We start from the raw sequence: 16,845 nt of genomic DNA, 5'->3' as shown, positions 1-16,845 counted from the left end.
CCCACGACCCCCACCCACCCCCTCCCGTTGATCATGAACTTAAGTCCATGTTCGACGGCGCGTCGCGGCATCAACTTCATGATCAACCCGCGAAGGGAGCGGGGCGGATAGACCACCGCTTCGGCGTCGCGCTGGGCCGCGGCGATCGTCCCGACCGACGCGAGCACCTCGTCCAGCAGGCCCTTGCGGGGGCCCAGCGGCGACCCGCAGCGGTCACACGCGTGCACGTCGGCGGATGAGGAAGAAGCCACCGGCCAGGGCAACACCGAGCATCGCCGCGCCCACCATCACGGCCACGCCGTTGCCATCACGGCCACCGTCGCCGCCCATCGGCGCGCCGCTCGGGGCGAGCACGAAGGTGCCCGATCCGGCGCTCGTCCCGTTGGCACACTTGCCGGTGAACCGGTAGGTGCCGCGCGGGAATCCGGCCGTGGTGAACCCGCCCGTGTTGCTGCCCGGCGACTTCACCTCGAACGACTTGCCATCGGGCCCGGTGACCGTGAACGTCGCCCCGGCCGCCCCTGAGCAGCCGGTCGCGGTGAGGTTGACGGCGTTGCTCGACACGGACGCGGTGACGCCGGCATGCGCGGGGCTGGTTGACAGGAGCAGGAAGAGGCCGAGTCCAATGCTCAGCCCAACAATCGCTGCTTTCATCTTTCGGCTCATAATGAGCAACTTACGACTTTTGGCCTGTTTAAGCGGTAGAACCCGACATTTCCACCAGGAAGGTCCAGCGATAGCGTACGTCGCGCACCGCCGAGTTAGGCCCGGACCGGTCGGCGCGCTTCGGCCCAGCCCGGCCGACGCCCGAGGCGAGACCGGCGCGCAAAGCCCGGACACTGCGGGCGCTACAGGCTCAGCTCACCCAGCGCCGGAGGCCAGCGCCACCGCGACAGCCCGGAGAGCGCGAGCGCTACAGGCTCAGCCCAGCCGACCCCCACCCAAGACCGTCGCGAAAGCCCGGAGAGCACGAGCGCTACAGGCTCAGCCCGGCTGCCTCGGGGCCATCCTCCAACAGCGCCTTGAAGTGCTGCTCGTCGAGCGTTGGCACGCCGAGCTTCTCGGCCTTGTCCAATTTGGACCCTGCGTTCTCGCCGACCACCACGAAGCCGGTCTTCTTCGACACCGAGCTGCTCACCTTGGCGCCCAACGCCTCCAGCGCGGCGGTCGCCTCCTCGCGCGTCCACGCGGCCAGCGTGCCCGTCACCACCGCCGTGACACCGGTCAGCGGGCCCTTTTCCACCACGGCGGCCCGCTTGACCTCTTCCACCATGTTGACCCCGGCGTCGCGCCACTTCTGCACCACCTCGCGGTGCCAGTCATGGGTGAACCACTCCTTCACCGACACCGCGATGATCCCACCGACGCCCTCCACGGCCGACATCTCCTCGACCGTCGCGCTCTCGATCGCCTCCACCGACCCGAAGTAGTCGGCCAGGGCGCGGGCCGCCGTCGGCCCGACGTGGCGGATCGACAGCGCGACGAGCACCCGCCACAGCGGGCGGGTCTTGGCGACCTCGAGGTTGTCCAGCAGCTTGCGCCCGTTGCTTGACAGCGACCCGTTTTTGTTGCGGAAGAACTCGCACCCGAGCAGGATCTCCTCGTTGAGCGCGAAGATGTCACCCTCGTCGACGATCGCACCGCAGTCGATGAGCGCCGCGGCCGCCTTGTAGCCCAGCACCTCGATGTCGAACCCGCCCCGCCCGGCCATGTAGAAGATGCGCTCCACGAGCTGCGCCGGGCAGCTGCGCGAATTGGGGCAACGGATGTCGACGTCGCTCTCCTTGGCGGGAGCCAGTTTCGAGCCGCAACTCGGGCACTTGCTCGGCATCACGAACGGGCGCTCCGTGCCGTCGCGCAGATCGACGACCGGCCCGAGGATCTCCGGGATCACGTCTCCCGCGCGCCGCACCACCACCGTGTCGCCGATGAGCACGCCCTTGCGCGCCACCTCCTGCTGGTTGTGCAGGGTCGCGCTGGTGACGGTCACGCCGCTGATCTGCACCGCCTCCAGCTGTGCATAGGGCGTGACCCGGCCCGTGCGGCCCACGTTGACGAGGATGTCGAGCAGTTTGGTGTTGGCCTCCTCGGGCGGGTATTTGAACGCCATCGCCCAGCGCGGGGCCCGGCTGGTCGAGCCCAGCTTGCGCTGGATCTCCACCTGGTCGACCTTGATCACAACGCCGTCGATGTCGTGCTCCAGGTCGTGGCGGTGCTCCTGGTAGTACGCGATGTAGTCGCGCACCTCGTCGAGCGAGTCGCACACCTTCCACCGGTCGCTTGTCGGCAGCCCCCACTCCTTGAGCTGCTCATAGGCCTCCGACTGGGACGCGGGCTCAAACCCGGTGCGCGCGCCCATCCCGTGCACGATGAGCTTGAGCGGCCGGCTGCCCGTGATCGCGGGATCCTTCTGCCGCAGCGAACCGGACGCCGCGTTGCGCGGGTTGGCGAACGGGCGCTCCCCCGCGGCCACGAGCGCCGCGTTGAGATCAGCGAAGCCCTCCGTCGGGAAGAAGATCTCGCCTCGTACCTCAACCAGATCTGGAATGGGGTCGCCGCTCAACCGGTGCGGAATCCGCTTGATGCGCTTGACATTCGCCGTCACGTCCTCGCCGGTGATCCCATCCCCCCGGGTCGCGGCGCGCACCAGCCGCCCCTTCTCATAGGTGAGGTTGATCGCCAGACCGTCGATCTTGAGCTCGCACAGGTAACGCACCGACGTGCCCCCGTCGCGCTCGACCCGCCGCGCCCAGGCCGCCAGCTCCTCGTCGCTGAACGAGTTGTCCAGGCTCATCATGCGCTCGGCGTGGGTGACGGCCGCGAAGCTGGTGAACTTGCCCGCGCCCACCCGCTGGGTCGGCGAGTCCTGCGTGACCAGCTCAGGATGCTCGGCCTCGATCCGCTCGAGCTCCTTCATCAACGCGTCATACTCGGCATCCGACAGCGTCGGCTGCTCGGTCACGTAGTAGCGGTGCTGCGCGTCCTCGATCTTGGCGACGAGCTCTGCATAACGGTCCTTAAGCTTGCTCACTCCAGCACTTTAACCACTAGGTCCGACGCTTCGCGGCACGCTTTGAGCGCCGCTCTGGCCGCGCTCGGCGAGTGACCCGCCAGTCCGCACGCCGGTGTGAGCACAACGTCCCTGTCCGGGCCGAATCCGAGGTCCCGCAGCAGCCGGCCCACCCGGTCGGCGATCTCCGCCGCAGAGGTGGACGTCACACCTGCGAACAGCACCGTGCCGCCGTCCACGACCTCACCAATTTGATCGAGATTCTTCACTTTGGTGAGGTCCACGGCCACACCCGCGGCACCCGCCTCGCGCATCAGCGCCACCGGCGGATCGGCCGCGCAGCAGTGCACGACCACCGGCACGCCCACACCGTCCACCATGGACCGCAGCACCGACCTCGCCCGCGCCGCGTCGACCGCCCGATAGGTGTGCAATCCGCTCTCGGTCCTCACCCGCCCGCTGATGACGGCCGGTAGCGTCGGCTCGTCAAGCTGCAACACGACGTGCGCCTTGGGCACCCGCCTCCGCACGTCGTCGACATGCCCGCGCAACCCCTCCGCCAGCGACGTGGCCAGGTCACCCACCGCGCCATGGTCCTTCAGAACCAACCCGCCGAGCGGCAACTCAAGGTTCGCGGCCAGGGTCCAGGCCCCGGTCGCCTGAATTTTTACGGTACCGGTAAAGCCGTCCGCCAGTTCCGTCAGAACGTCAAGATCTCGCTCCAACAGATCGTGCGCGCGCCGCAGATCCGCACCGCCGTGCGACGCGATCCGCCAACGCCCGGCATAAAGCTCCACGGGCAGGTCGACCATCAGCCCCGCGCCGCGCCCGATCATGTCTGCGCCCGGCCCGCGCCCGGGAAGCTCCGGCAGATAAGGCAGATCCGGCAGCTCGCCAAATGTCATGGCGAGCGCGTCTTTGATGTCCGTGCCTGGCAGCGACCCGATTCCAGTCGCGATCATCCCCGGCCGCCACACGTCACCGTTCGCCGATTCACCCATTGCCCAAGCCTACTCACGCCACCACCTCCGCCTGTTGATACCGGCCCATCGACTGCGGACACTTACCGCATGTCCGTAGCCATCGATGTGATCGAGGTCTTGATCGGGCTGGCCGGGTTGGCGCTGACCTACTTCGAGGGCAGGGTGCAATATCGACAGAAGGGGGACCAGAACACGATCAGCCGGGTCAGGTGGGCAAGCTCCACCGAGAGGGCCGTTCGCCGGCACAAGCAGGCTCAAGGCCGCGGGCGTCTGGCACGCCGACGAACCCGGAGGGCGACTCAGGCCCCAGCGGTCGTGATGGTGGCGCTGCCCAGGACGTAGTCGCCCTGGTAGGCGACGATGGCCTGCCCCGCCGCCACCCCGCGCTCGGGCGTGCGCAGCTGGGCGGTGAGCCTGTCGCCCGCGAGCTCGACCACCGCCGGGATGGGCCGGCCGTGCGCACGCAGCTGGACGTGACACTCGATCGGGCCATCGGGCACGGCCGAACCGGTCCACACCGGACGGACACCCTCCACAGTGGACACCTCTAGCGCCTCGGCGGAGCCGACCGTGACCGTGTTGTTGACCGGCGTGATGGACAGCACGTAGCGCGGGCGCCCGTCGGGCGCGGGCCGGGTCAGGGCGAGCCCCTTGCGCTGGCCGACCGTGAAACCGTATGCGCCGTCGTGCTTGCCGAGCACCTCGCCCGTCTCGGCATCGACGATGTCGCCGGCCTGGGAGCCCAGGCGCGAGCGCAGGAAGCCCTGCGTGTCACCGTCGGCGATGAAGCAGATGTCGTGCGAGTCGGGCTTGTCGGCCACGCTGAGCCCGCGCTGTGCGGCCTCGGCCCGCACCTGCTCCTTGGTCGAGTCGCCGAGCGGGAACATCGCGCGGTCAAGCTGCTCGCGGGTCAGCACGGCCAGCACATAGGACTGGTCCTTGGCCGGGTCGACGCTGCGCCGCAGCACCCCGCCGTCGAGCCGGGCGTGGTGCCCGGTCACGACCGCGTCAAAGCCCAGCGCGACGGCCCGGTCGAGCACCGCCGCAAACTTGATCTTCTCATTGCAGCGGAGGCAGGGGTTCGGCGTGCGGCCGGCCGCGTACTCAGAAATAAAATCTTCGATCACATCGTCGTGGAACCGGTCGGCCATGTCCCACACATAGAACGGGATGCCCAGCACGTCGGCGGCCCGGCGGGCGTCGCGCGAATCCTCGATGGTGCAGCAGCCGCGGGCGCCCGTGCGGTGGCTGGCGGGATTGCGGGCCAGCGCCAGGTGCACGCCGGTGACGTCGAGCCCGGCCTCGACCGCCCGCGCGGCGGCCACGGCCGAATCGACTCCACCCGACATAGCAGCAAGAACACGCACCCATCGAGTCTAGCCAGGTCCCCACACCGCCCGCCCGCTCACCTTCCGGTCGATCATGAACTTAGTCCGTGTTCGGCGGTGTGTCGCGGCATCAACTTCATGGTCAACTCCCCAGCGCCGGGGTGGACGGGGCGTCGATCATGAAGTCTCGGAAACGGCACGCCGTCCAACATGGACGTAGGTTCATGATCGGCTAGAAAAAGGGGTGGTCAGCGGGAGGCGCGGCGGGCGCGTTCTACGGCGCCGGGGAGGGCGGCGATCAGCTCGTCGACGTCGTTGACGGTGCTGGAGTGGCCGAGCGTGAAGCGCAGCGACGAACGGGCCGTCACCGGGTCTGCGCCCATGGCCAGCAGCACGTGCGATGGTTGTGCCACACCGGCGTTGCAGGCTGAGCCCGTCGACACCGCGATGTGTTGCGCGTCAAGCAAGAGCAGCAGCGCGTCACCCTCGCACCCGGGGAAACTGAAGTGCGCGTTGCCCGGCAGCCGGTCCACCGGGTCGCCGTTGAGCACCGCGTCGGGCACGACCTCGCGCACCCGCTTGATGAGCTCGTCGCGCAGGTGTGACAGGCGCGCCGCCTCGTGTGCCTGCTCGGCCACCACATGCTCGACCGCCGTGGCGAACGCCACGATCGCGGGCACGTCGAGCGTGCCGGAGCGCACGTCACGCTCCTGTCCCCCGCCGTGCTGCAGCGGCGTGCACGACACGTCGCGCCCGAGCAGCAGCGCACCCACCCCGGCCGGCCCGCCCAGCTTATGCCCGGTCACGGACAGCGCCGACACCCCGCTGGCCGCGAAGTTCACCGGCACGAGCCCCACGGCCTGGATGGCATCCGTGTGGAACGGCGCCCCGACCCCGGCGGCCAGCTCGGCGATCGGCTGGATCGTGCCGACCTCGTTGTTGGCCCACATCACCGTCACGAGCGCGACATCATCGCCTGCCTCGAACGGCTGCACCCGGCCGACTTCATCGACGGGCAACCATGTCACAAGAGCGCCCTCGTGGTCGGCCAGCCACTGCACGGCATCGAGCACCGCGTGATGCTCGATGGAGCTGGCGACCACGCGGTTGCGGCCCAGCGCGCGCTGCGCCCAGTAGATGCCCTTGACCGCCAGGTTGTCGCTCTCCGTCCCCCCGGAAGTAAAGATCACTTCGGAGGGCCGGGCCCCAAGCGCGGCGGCGATCCGCTCCCGGGACTCTTCGACCAGCTTGCGGGCATGACGGCCCGGACCGTGCAACGACGACGCGTTGCCGACCTCCCGGGCCGTCGCTACATAGGCGTCCAACGCCTCAGGAAGCATAGGCGTGGTGGCGGCGTGATCAAGGTATCCCATCTCGCCGCCAAGCCTAACCCGACACCTACTTGCGCTTGCGGATCTCTTCGGCGGCCTGCGGCACGACCTGGAACAGGTCGCCCACCACACCGAAATCGGCGAGTTCGAAGATCGGCGCCTCGGCGTCCTTGTTCACGGCGACGATGGTCTTCGACGTCTGCATGCCGGCCCGGTGCTGGATCGCGCCCGAGATGCCCAGCGCGACGTAAAGCTGCGGCGACACGGTCTTGCCGGTCTGCCCCACCTGGAACGCGTGCGGGTAGAACCCGGAGTCGGTGGCCGCGCGGGACGCGCCGACCGCCGCGCCGAGCAGGTCGGCCAACTCCTCCACGAGCTTGAAGTTTTCCGCCGAGCCCACACCCCGCCCGCCGGACACGACGATCGATGCCTCGGTGAGCTCCGGCCGCGCGCCCTTGGCCTCGGCCACCCGCTCGACGACCTTGGCCAGCCTGTCCGCGTCGCCCACCGCAACGTCCAGGTTGGACACCGCGGGAGTGACGGGAGCCGCGACCGGGGTCAGCGAGTTGGGCCGGACCGTGACGATCGGGATCCCGCCCAGGATCTTCGACTTCACGATTGCCGATCCGGCGAAAATGACCTGCGTTGCCGTGCCGTCGGGTTCGAGCGCCGACACATCGGTCAGCACGCCGTTGTCGAGCTTGACCGCGAGCCGGCCCGCGATCTCCTTGCCCTCCTGGGTCGAGCCCAGCAGGACGGCAGCCGGCTGCACGTCCTTGACCAGCTGCGCGAGGACCGTTGCCTTCGGCGCCACGAGATAGGACTCGACATCGTCACCCGACGCCACATAGACCTTCTCCGCGCCGAACTCGCCCAGCTTGTCCGCCAGCCCGGCCGCGTCACCGAACACCACCGCGCTCGGCGTGCCCAGCGCCCGCGCCATGGTCAGCATCTCAAGCGAGACCTTCTTGACCGTGCCGCCCGAGGCCTCGACGACCACCAGTACTTCAGCCATGATTCGACCTCGACCTCTCAGACGAACTTCTCGGACACAAGGAACTCGACCAGTTTCGTGCCGCCCTCGCCGTCGTCGGTCACCTTGACCCCGGCGCTGCGCGGCGGCCGCTTGGCGTGCGAGGCGACGGTCGTCAGGGCACCCGCCCAGCCGGCCTCGTCGGCGCTCACCCCGAGGTCCGCGAGGGTCAATGTCTCGACGGGCTTCTTCTTGGCGGCCATGATTCCCTTGAAGGAGGGGTACCGCGGCTCGTTAATGGTGTCCCATACGCTCACGATCGCGGGGGTCGCGGCCGTCACGACCTCGTAGCCCTCCTCGGTCTGGCGCTCGATCGTCAGCTGCGAACCATCCACGGTGAGCTTGCGCGCCCCGGTCAGCGCGGCCACGCCGAGCCGTTCGGCGAGCATGTGCGGCAGGACCTGTCCGCGCGCGTCGGTCGACTCGGCCCCGCACAGCACGAGGTCGGGCTCCAGCCGCTTGAGCGCGGCCGCGAGCACCTTGCTCGTGCCGAGCGCGTCCGTGCCGGACAGCGCGTCGTCGAGCACGTGCACCGCCCCGTCGGGCCCCATGGACAGGGCCTTGCGGATCGATTCGGTGGCGCGCTCGGGTCCCATGGTCAGCACGGTGACCGTCGAACCGCCGTGCGCCTCTTGGATGCGCAGCGCCTCTTCAAGGGCGTACTCGTCCATCTCATTGATCACGTTGTTGGCGGAGGCGCGGTCGACGGTGTTGTCCTCCGCGCGCAGATTGCGTTCGGCGCCGGAATCCGGCACCTGCTTGACAAGTACGACGATCTTCATCCGCAACTCCAGTTAACGGGCGTTCAAATCAACCGCAGACTAACTTCGCCCGATGTTACCTGCGAGTAAGGTAGCCGCGGAATCCAGCCAATCGTGACAGACCTCACGCCATCATGGTCACGCGGGAGTAGCGGCCCGCGATCAGGAGCCGGTCGGCGTCCAGACCCGGCGGACCATCGCTGGCGTCTGGACTGAGCGATCTTTGATCCACGAAGTGGTCGAGATCGGGAGGGAAGACGGCGCCTTAAGCAGGTCGCCAAAAGCGTTGTCCGTAACGTCGGCGACCGGGGCCAGGTCAGCCCAGAGCTATCCGCCGGAGTTACGGACAACAACTCTGAGCAGGTTCTTAAAGGCGGTCCACCCCGCGACTTGCTTGCGCAGGAGTAAAGACGTAGGGCGTTGTCTTCGTGACGGCTTGGAAACCGAGGCGTTGCAGGATCGGGCTGCTGTCGTCGGACGCGTCGACGTAGAGGTATTTGTAGCCGTGCGCCACGGCAAGCCGAGCGCGGTGGGCGACGAGCGCCTTGTAGATGCCGCGACCGCGATACTCCTTGAGCGTCGCGCCGCCCCACAACCCGGCGAACTCGGTGCCCTGCACAAACCGCAGCCACGCAGCGCTCGCGATGCGCCCCTCAAGCTCGGCGACGAACACGCGCAGCCCTGTCTGATGCTCTTGCTCCAGCATCTGCGGCACCCACGACATGTCGCGGCCGTAGACCTCGGCCTTCATCGAGCCGATGCGCGCGAAATCGGCCGGGTCGCTCGTCTCGCGCACCGGCACGCTCCCCGCCGGGATCGTCGTCATCAGCGCCGCCTCGCCGATCAGCACGGTCTCCTCGGCCTCCGGCACGAACCCGTTGGCGCGCAAGCGATCCGGGAGATCGGCGGGCAGGTCGTGGCTGTGGTATTTCCACTCGACCCGCTCCCCGCGGGCGGCGAAGAAGTCGCGCTCGCGCACAATCAGGGCGTCAAGATCTTCAACCCCCGATACATCGCGGTACCCGACAAAGCCCCCGCCAGGCCCGCCGACCTTGCGGAACACGGGGCCGTCCCACTCGCCGTCGAGCGCGTCGTAGGTACGTAGCTGGGCATCATAAAGATCAAGCAGACTCATCGGGAGCCATACTAGGTGCGTGCTGGGCACCTTCCGCAACTGGTTTGATCCTCACGAGATCCGGGAGTCGGGCGCGACTCCCGATTATCGGTTCTCCCTCGCCAACGAGCGCACGTTCCTGGCCTGGATCCGCACCGGGCTGGCGCTGATCGCGGGCGGCCTGGCGGTCGCACAGTTCCTGTCGCCGCTCCCGGTCGCCGGGCTGAAGGAGGCACTCGCGATCATGCCAATCGCGATTGGCGCGTTCCTGGCCCTGCGGGCAGTCGACCACTGGATCAGGTGCGAGGTGGCCATGCGCCACAATCAGCCGCTGCCCGCGTCCCGCTTCCCCGGTGTGCTGGCCCTGGTGGTCACGATCAGTGGACTGATGGCCATCGGGTATGTGATCGTCGATGCCGCCGCCCGATAGCGCGCACGAGCGCACCCGGCTGAGCTGGCGGCGTACCTCCCTGGTGGCCACCGTGGTCGCGATTCTGTTGGTGCGCTTGGCCCTGCACGAGGGCCGGGGCGTCGGCGTGATCGGTGTGGCGGCCCTGTGCTGGGTGGGTCTGCTGGTGGTCGTGCAGCGCCGGGTGAACGCGCTCACCGGGCCGGTCGGGCGGGAGATTGTGCTCACGGCGGCCGCTTGTGTCGCTTTCGGGGTGCTCGGGGTCGTACTTGTCGTGCGGTAGGAATACCCTTCACTGCCATGGGACGATTGCTTCCGATCCTGTTTCTGCTCCAGATCGCCCTGTGCGTGGCCGCGCTGATCAGCTGCCTGTCGACCGAGGAGGGTGACATCAAGGGATTGCCGCGCTTCGCGTGGGTGATCATCATCCTGCTGTTCCCGCTCGTGGGCTCGCTCGCCTGGTTCATCGCCGGCAAGGAGCGCTACTCGACGCCGCGCCGGCAGGCGTGGCGGCCGGGCGGCGGCTTCCCGGAGAGCGATCGTCCACGTAGGACGGTGGCACCCGACGACGACCCCGAGTTCCTCAAGCGGATCGACACCGGCCGGGCCGAGCAGGAGGCGGCGCGGCGGGCCGAGGAGGAGCGGGAGCTGCTGCGCAAGTGGGAGGAAGACCTGCGCCGCCGCGAGGACGAGCTGCGCGAGAAGGACAAGCCCGAGGACTGACGCCGGTTGGCAAACTGGGCAAAACAGGGCAACGGCTCTCTAGCCCAAACGCGAAACTTATTCTAGGCTCCGGCCTCATGAGGATTAGCGGTGCGCCCGCGAGGCACTGGGCTCAGGCATGGCTGTGGGTGGTGGGCGCGGCCGCGATCGTCGCGCTCTTCGTGTTCGGGACGGCGAGCGCGGCGCGGGCCCATGACGAGCGCCCGACGCGCGAGCTGGACGGGAAGGGCAGCGTTCCGACATACCGCACGACCGGGCCGACGCTGCTGGTGTGCAAGACCGACGAGGCCGGGTTCCGTGCGGAGATCGCGACCTATCCGGCCGCACTCAAGGCCGAAAACGAGCGGCTGTGGACCGAGTGCCAGGCCAATGGCTACCGGCACCTGCAGGCGGCCGTCGACGCGGCCAAGCTTCCCGGTACCAACATAAAGATCTTGCCCGGACACTACTACGAGGAGCCTTCGCTGGCGCCGCCGAGCCCGGCCTGCCAGAACACCTGGGACACCGCGCCGAAGGGCAAGGTGTATGAGGCGTTTCCGATCCTGACCTGGGATCAGCAGCTGGCCTGCCCGCACCTGACCAACCTGGTCGCGATCCTGGGCAAGAAGAACCTGCAGATCGAGGGCACCGGCGCGCACCGCGAGGACGTCATCATCGACGCCGAATACAAGAAGCTCAACACGATCCGGGCGGACAACGCCGACGGCGTGTATTTCAAGAACATGACCGCGCAGCGGAGCGAATTCAACGCCTTCTATATCATTGAGACCGATGGGTTTGTCGTCGACAACACGCTCGGCCGGTGGAATGACGAATACGGGTTCTTGACTTTCGCGGTGGACCACGGGCTTTACACCGACTGTGAAGGCTATGGGAATGGCGATTCCGCGTTCTATCCGGGCGCGGCGTCGAACATCAATAAGGACAAGGGCCACGACGTCGAGCGCTACGCGGTCGAAATCCGCAATTGCTGGGGGCACCACAATCTGCTCGGATATTCCGGCACGGCGGGCGATTCGGTGTGGGTGCACGACAGCAGGTTCACCGACAACACGACCGGTGTGGCGACCGACAGCGCGTTCCCGGACCACCCGGGAATGCCGCAGAATCACGCCAAGTTCGAGCGCAATGTCATCGCGAACAATAACACCGATTATTATAAATACATTGTTGACGGTACGTGTGCGAAGCCGTTCAAGGATCGCGGTTACGAGCAGGGTGTGGTGTGCCCTGCCGTGGGCCTGCCGATCGGTGGCGGCATCGTGAATCCGGGCGGCAACTACAACGTCTGGCGCGACAACTGGATTTACGGCAACAACTACTCCGGCTTCGTCACCAGTTACGTGCCGGCGTTCGTGCGCAACGATAACGAGCTGGGCCGGCAGTTCGACACGTCGCACCACAACCGGTACCAGAACAACAAAATGGGTGTCGACGAAAACGGCGCCTCGAAACCCAATGGGTTGAACTTCTGGTGGGACGGGCAGGGGTTCGACAACTGCTGGACATCCATGTCCGACACCAACATTCGCACGGTGCCGGGCTGCGGTGGGCTTGGCACGCACCGCTACTTCGGCGAGCCGGCGCACACCCTGAAGATGCTCGAATGCGCCGCGTACAGCCGGGGCGACCGGTTCATCCCGACGGGCTGCGACTGGTACGGCGCGTCGGGTCTGGCCCGGGTGGAGGTGCGCGATGCGACGATCGGGGCGATCGTGCTGGCCCTGCTCGCGCTCGGTGTCTACTTGCGACGGTTGCGCTCGTCCAAGGGCGCACTGCTGGGCCTGATTGTGACAGTCGCAGGGCTCGGTGTGGGCGTGCTCGGTACCGTCCACATGGGAAGCGTCTGGCATCCGGTGGGGCTGGCACTCTACGGCGTGGGCTTCGTGCTGCTGGGCCGGGCGCTACGCGCCGCCGGGACGCGCAAGTTCGGCATCGCGACCTACGTCGTGGCGGCGTTCGCGCTCCTGGGCGCGATCGATCACGGCCTGCTGATGCTGCCGTACATCGCGGTGTCGCCCGCGCTGCTGCGCATGCTCGCCGAGGCGGTCTGGATCGTGTGGGCGATCGGGGCGATCATCGTGCAACGCCGGGCCGTGCGAGATGTTGCACAGGTGCCGATATCCGACACATTGCGTCCCATCGCTGCCTGAAATCGTCTCCCTTGATAGGGGCCCGCACGGGGCGGGCCTCTACAAAGGAAGGGAGAATCCGTGCGACGACTCTCATGGATCGCCACGGCAGGACTCACCCTCGTCACTGTGCTGGTGGCAACACCCGCGATGGCGGCGCCTCCGGCCAACGACACGTTCGCCGGGGCGATCGCGATCCCATCGCTTCCGTTCAGCACCACGCTCGACACGAGCGAGGCCACGACCGACGCCGATGACGCGGAGGCCAATGTGCCTTGCCAGGCGCCCGCGACCGAGGCCAGCGTCTGGTACTCGTACACGCCGCCGGCCGACACCGCGATCGTGCTCGACATGAGCGCGGCGGACTACGAGGGCGGGTTCCTGGTCATGACCGGTGCGCCGGGCAGCTTCGAGATCGTCGACTGCGGGCCCGACGCCATCGCGTTCGAGGCCGTCGCGGGCACGACCTACTACATCCTCGTGATCGACGATGGCTCCACGTCGGGCTCCGGCGGCAAACTCAGCTTCACGGCCGAGGCCGCCGCGCCACCGCCGGTTGTCACGCTGACCGTCAACCCGACCGGTGCGTTCAATCCGGCCGACGGCTCGGCCACGGTCGGCGGCACGATCAGCTGCGTGGGCGAGGTCGAGTTCTCGTTCATCCAGGCCGAACTGATGCAGAAGGTGGGGCGCGGTGTGGTCTACGGGGGCGACGCCTTCGAAATCACCTGTGACGGGACGACGCGCACCTGGTCCGCCACCATCATGCCGGCACTGGGCACGAAGTTCGCCGGGGGCAAGGCGGCCTCGTTCACCTTCGGGGTGGCGTGCGGTCCGATCTTTTGCACCGAGGGGTTCGTGGAGACCACGATTCAGCTGAAGCGGAATGGCTGAGGCATAGTTTGAGGTTGTGAGGATCTCGCTGCTGGGGCCGGTGGAGGCGGTAACCGATGAGGGCGCACCCATCGACCTCGGTGGCGCCCGCCTGCGCCGGCTGCTGATCCGGCTCGCCCTCGAACCCGGGCGGGTGGTCGGGCAGGACCGGCTCATCGAGGCGGTCTGGCGGGACGAGCCGCCCGGCAACGCCGCCAACGCGCTGCAGCGGCTGGTGTCGCGGCTGCGGAAAGCGGGCGTGGCCATCGAAGCACACGCATCGGGCTATCTCTTGCCCGTGCCGCGGGAAAACATCGACATCTTTGATGTCGATACCCCGCGGGCGTGGCGCGGGCCGGTGCTCGCCGATGTCGCGGATGAGCCGTTCGCGCAGGCCGAGATCGCGCGGGTGACCGAGCGGGCGGTCGCGGCGCGGGAGGCCGCGGCCGGATCCGTGTCCGAGCTGGAAGCGCTGGCCGCGGAATACCCGCTGCGCGAACGTCCGGTCCTGCTGCTGATGCGGGCGCTGTGGCGGGAGGGGCGGGCGGCCGAGGCTTTGGCGGCATACGAGCGGCTGCGCTCGACCCTCGCCGAGCAGCTGGGCGCCGACCCGTCGGCCGAGCTGTCCGATCTGCACCTGCGCATCCTGCGCGGCGAGTCGTACACGGCCCGGCTCCCGGCAGCGCTGACCTCGTTTGTGGGGCGGGAGTCCGAGGTCGACCGGCTGCTGCACATGAAGGCGCGCCTGATCACGCTCACCGGGCCGGGCGGCTCGGGCAAGACCCGCCTGGCCGTCGAAGCCGCGCGGCACTTCGAGCAGGTGTGGCTCATCGAGCTGGCCCCGCTCACGGACGGTTCGCAATGGGAGCCCGCTGTGCTGGACGCGCTGGGCATGCGCAAGCAAGTGCCGTCCACGGTGGAGGCTCTGGCGCACCGGGAGGGGCTGCTGATCCTGGACAACTGCGAGCACATGCTGGACGCGGCCGCGCGGTTCGTCGCGTCGGTGCTCGGCGGGTGTCCGGGTATCCGCGTGATGACCACGAGCCGGGAGCCGTTGGGCATCACGGGCGAGGTGGTGTTCCCGGTTTCGCCACTGTCCACCAAGGACGCGGTGCGGCTGCTGGAGGATCGCGCCCTGCATGAGCTGGACCAGGCGCTGGCGCGGCGATTGTGCGAGGCGCTGGATGGGATGCCGCTGGCCATCGAGCTTGCGGCGGCTCGGTTGCGTACCATGTCATTGGCGCAGTTGGTCGACCGGTTGGATGAGCGGTTCCGCCTGCTCACGGGTGGGAGCCGCACGGCCCTGCCACGGCATCAGACATTGCGTGCCGTCGTGGACTGGAGCTGGGAGCTGTGCTCGGCGGCGGAACGGGAAGCGTGGCAACGGTTCGCGACGTTCCAGGGCGGGGCCACGCTTGAGGCGGCCGAGGCGGTGTGCGGGGACTTCGCGGTCGTCAGCGCGCTGGTGGAAAAGTCGTTGGTGCGCTTCGACGGGCAGCGTTATCACATGCTGGAGACAATCCGGGAGTATGTCGACTCCAGCCCATTCGTGGGTGATCACGCGCGATGTTTCCTTGCGCTCGCGGAGGAGGCGGAACCGCATTTGCGCGGCCACGCGCAAGCCGCATGGCTGCGCCGGCTGCGGGCCGACCAGGACAACCTGCACGCCGCGTTGCGGCGGGCGGTCGCCGCGTCAGACTCCGACCTGGCGCTGCGGTTCGTCGCTGCGCTCGGCTGGTACTGGTGGCTTTCGGGTTACCGGGGTGAGGGCAGCAACCTGGCCAAGGAGGCGCTGGCGCTGCCCGGGTTCACCGATGCGGAGGTGCATGCCCGTGCCCTCGTGGTCGGCGCGCTGAACCTGATGGACGGGCACGGGGACTTCGCCCAGGCGGGGAAGTGGTTTTCGCAGGCATCCGAGTTGGTGACGGCGCAGATGTCGCATCCACTGCTCAAGCTTGTCGTGCCGATGAGGAGTCTGGTCGCGTGGGAGGCGCAGGAGATGCTGTCCGTGCTGCCGTCCTATGTGGAGCTGTTCGACGATTCCGACCCGTGGGTCGCCGCGACGGCGCGATCGTTTCACGGTCATGCCCTGCTCAACCTGGGGCGGGGCCGGGAAGAGGCGCATGTCGATTTTCAAAAGGCGTTGGAGGGGTACCGGTCGGTCGGCGACAGTTGGGGCATGTCGCTCGCGTTGGAGGCGCTGTCGGAGTTCGAGGCGCAGCGGGGAGACTTCACCCCTGCGGCGGCTTCGGCGCGCGCGGCGATCGAGCTGTTGAGCGAGCTTGGCACGACCGAGGACCTGCTGCAGCTGCGCTGGCGGTTGGCCATGGCGCTGTGGATGCAGGGCGACGTCGAGCCCAGTGTCGAGGCGCTGCGGGATGCGCAGGCCGATGCCGACGAGCTTGGGCTGCCCGTGGGGCAGACCCTGATGGAGTTCGCTTGGGGCGCGCTCGCGCGGGCGCGGGGCGAAGACGCGGAAGCGCGGCGGCGGTTCGATCGGGCCTCGCAGCTCATGTCGGGGATGTCGGTGGCGCCCCAGTTCTGGGCCATGCTCGCCAGCAACCGGGCGATGGTCGCGGTGGATCTCGACTCGGCGCGGGTGCTGCACACGGAGGCGCTGCGGCACGCGCTGGGGTCCGCCGACTTTCCGGTGATCGGGGCGGTGCTGGTGGGGTGCGCCGATCTGTCGCTGCGCGAAAACCGGGCGGAACTGGCGGCGACCCTGCTCGGCGCGGCGACGGCGATGAACGGGGCGGTCGACCAGTCCCTGCCCGACCGGGCGCGTCTGGAAGCGGCGGCGCGGCGCGCGCTTGGGGCACAAAGGTTCGAGGTGGCTTATGCGCGCGGGCTTCGTACCACATTGGACGGTGTGCAGGCGCTGGCCGGGCTGGAGTAGGCGTTGCGGCCGCGACCCGCGCGCAGCAGTGCTGGCATCCCGGCGAGAAGCACGCCCACGGCCTTGGCGCAACATCCGGGATAACGTTGTCAAGCACGCCGCACCACGGCGCAACATCCGGGATAACGTCGCCGCACGCGCGAAAATCGGTGCGACATCCGGGATCCTGTAGTCAATCAACCAAACGCCGCGACAGTATCCCGCACGGTCCCAGTGCCGGGCGAGGCTGGATCCGGCCCGGTTGCCTAGGTA

General features: G+C 68.2%; 15 protein-coding genes. 6 read left to right on the top strand and 9 right to left on the bottom strand.

Going from position 1 to position 16,845, the window contains the following annotated elements; genetic code table 11:
• The 9 genes from DM816_RS43645 to DM816_RS06900 form a co-directional block, all read right to left on the bottom strand.
• A partial coding sequence (locus DM816_RS43645; protein ID WP_211588576.1) for a hypothetical protein occupies positions 1-227 on the bottom strand: 227 nt, incomplete at its 3' end.
• Positions 214-654: a hypothetical protein gene (locus DM816_RS06940; RefSeq protein WP_117209313.1), complete on the bottom strand. Its 441-nt coding sequence runs from the start codon at positions 652-654 to the stop codon at positions 214-216. The genes DM816_RS06940 and DM816_RS43645, both read right to left, overlap by 14 nt.
• 322 nt (positions 655-976) lie before the next feature.
• Entirely contained in the window at positions 977-3,031 is a 2,055-nt protein-coding gene (gene ligA, locus DM816_RS06935; RefSeq protein ID WP_117209312.1) for an NAD-dependent DNA ligase LigA, read from the bottom strand.
• Positions 3,028-4,011, bottom strand: coding sequence for a uroporphyrinogen decarboxylase/cobalamine-independent methonine synthase family protein (locus DM816_RS06930; protein WP_246001657.1), 984 nt, complete (start codon positions 4,009-4,011; stop codon positions 3,028-3,030). Before DM816_RS06930 ends, ligA begins: the two co-directional genes overlap by 4 nt.
• A gap of 281 nt (positions 4,012-4,292) precedes the next feature.
• Positions 4,293-5,360 carry a tRNA 2-thiouridine(34) synthase MnmA gene (gene mnmA / locus DM816_RS06920; RefSeq protein WP_117209310.1) on the bottom strand — a complete coding sequence of 356 codons (1,068 nt, stop codon included), beginning with the start codon at positions 5,358-5,360 and terminating at the stop codon, positions 4,293-4,295.
• A 209-nt stretch (positions 5,361-5,569) separates the two neighbouring features.
• Positions 5,570-6,694 carry a cysteine desulfurase family protein gene (locus tag DM816_RS06915; RefSeq protein WP_117209309.1) on the bottom strand — a complete coding sequence of 375 codons (1,125 nt, stop codon included), beginning with the start codon at positions 6,692-6,694 and terminating at the stop codon, positions 5,570-5,572.
• Positions 6,695-6,719: 25 nt separating this feature from the next.
• Complete coding sequence (locus DM816_RS06910; protein WP_117209308.1) at positions 6,720-7,667, bottom strand: electron transfer flavoprotein subunit alpha/FixB family protein; 948 nt, start codon at positions 7,665-7,667, stop codon at positions 6,720-6,722.
• Positions 7,668-7,684: 17 nt separating this feature from the next.
• Complete coding sequence (locus DM816_RS06905) at positions 7,685-8,467, bottom strand: electron transfer flavoprotein subunit beta/FixA family protein (protein ID WP_117209307.1); 783 nt, start codon at positions 8,465-8,467, stop codon at positions 7,685-7,687.
• A gap of 346 nt (positions 8,468-8,813) precedes the next feature.
• On the bottom strand, positions 8,814-9,581 hold the full coding sequence (locus tag DM816_RS06900; protein ID WP_117209306.1) for a GNAT family N-acetyltransferase: 768 nt from the start codon (positions 9,579-9,581) through the stop codon (positions 8,814-8,816).
• A 19-nt stretch (positions 9,582-9,600) separates the two neighbouring features.
• On the opposite strand from DM816_RS06900, the gene DM816_RS06895 reads away from it, so the two are divergent.
• The 6 genes from DM816_RS06895 (at position 9,601) to DM816_RS06870 (ending at position 16,593) form a co-directional block, all read left to right on the top strand.
• Positions 9,601-9,990: a YidH family protein gene (locus tag DM816_RS06895; protein WP_117209305.1), complete on the top strand. Its 390-nt coding sequence runs from the start codon at positions 9,601-9,603 to the stop codon at positions 9,988-9,990.
• Positions 9,974-10,252 (top strand): DUF202 domain-containing protein, encoded by a 279-nt coding sequence (locus DM816_RS06890; RefSeq protein ID WP_117209304.1) that lies wholly within the window; start codon positions 9,974-9,976, stop codon positions 10,250-10,252. The genes DM816_RS06895 and DM816_RS06890 overlap by 17 nt, the downstream gene beginning before the upstream one ends.
• Before the next feature lie 17 nt (positions 10,253-10,269).
• A complete protein-coding gene (locus DM816_RS06885) occupies positions 10,270-10,692 on the top strand; it encodes a PLD nuclease N-terminal domain-containing protein (RefSeq protein ID WP_117209303.1) in 423 nt (140 codons plus the stop codon).
• 77 nt (positions 10,693-10,769) lie between these two features.
• Positions 10,770-12,845: a hypothetical protein gene (locus tag DM816_RS06880; protein ID WP_162907194.1), complete on the top strand. Its 2,076-nt coding sequence runs from the start codon at positions 10,770-10,772 to the stop codon at positions 12,843-12,845.
• Between the two features lie 60 nt (positions 12,846-12,905).
• Entirely contained in the window at positions 12,906-13,718 is an 813-nt protein-coding gene (locus DM816_RS06875) for a DUF6299 family protein (protein WP_162907193.1), read from the top strand.
• A gap of 16 nt (positions 13,719-13,734) precedes the next feature.
• On the top strand, positions 13,735-16,593 hold the full coding sequence (locus DM816_RS06870; protein WP_117209300.1) for an ATP-binding protein: 2,859 nt from the start codon (positions 13,735-13,737) through the stop codon (positions 16,591-16,593).
• Positions 16,594-16,845: the final 252 nt, after the last annotated feature.

The sequence above is a fragment of the Allorhizocola rhizosphaerae genome (genome assembly GCF_003426775.1).
Lineage (GTDB): Bacteria > Actinomycetota > Actinomycetes > Mycobacteriales > Micromonosporaceae > Allorhizocola > Allorhizocola rhizosphaerae.
This window is presented reverse-complemented; position numbering and strand designations above follow the sequence as displayed.

Excerpts from the sequence above, each read along its gene's own strand:
- DM816_RS06940 (WP_117209313.1), bottom strand. The coding sequence starts at position 654 with ATGAAAGCAGCGATTGTTGGGCTGAGCATTGGACTCGGCCTCTTCCTG.
- DM816_RS06930 (WP_246001657.1), bottom strand. The coding sequence starts at position 4,011 with ATGGGTGAATCGGCGAACGGTGACGTGTGGCGGCCGGGGATGATCGCG.
- DM816_RS06915 (WP_117209309.1), bottom strand. The coding sequence starts at position 6,694 with ATGGGATACCTTGATCACGCCGCCACCACGCCTATGCTTCCTGAGGCG.
- DM816_RS06910 (WP_117209308.1), bottom strand. The coding sequence starts at position 7,667 with ATGGCTGAAGTACTGGTGGTCGTCGAGGCCTCGGGCGGCACGGTCAAG.
- DM816_RS06905 (WP_117209307.1), bottom strand. The coding sequence starts at position 8,467 with ATGAAGATCGTCGTACTTGTCAAGCAGGTGCCGGATTCCGGCGCCGAA.
- DM816_RS06900 (WP_117209306.1), bottom strand. The coding sequence starts at position 9,581 with ATGAGTCTGCTTGATCTTTATGATGCCCAGCTACGTACCTACGACGCG.
- DM816_RS06890 (WP_117209304.1), top strand. The coding sequence starts at position 9,974 with ATGCCGCCGCCCGATAGCGCGCACGAGCGCACCCGGCTGAGCTGGCGG.
- DM816_RS06885 (WP_117209303.1), top strand. The coding sequence starts at position 10,270 with ATGGGACGATTGCTTCCGATCCTGTTTCTGCTCCAGATCGCCCTGTGC.
- DM816_RS06880 (WP_162907194.1), top strand. The coding sequence starts at position 10,770 with ATGAGGATTAGCGGTGCGCCCGCGAGGCACTGGGCTCAGGCATGGCTG.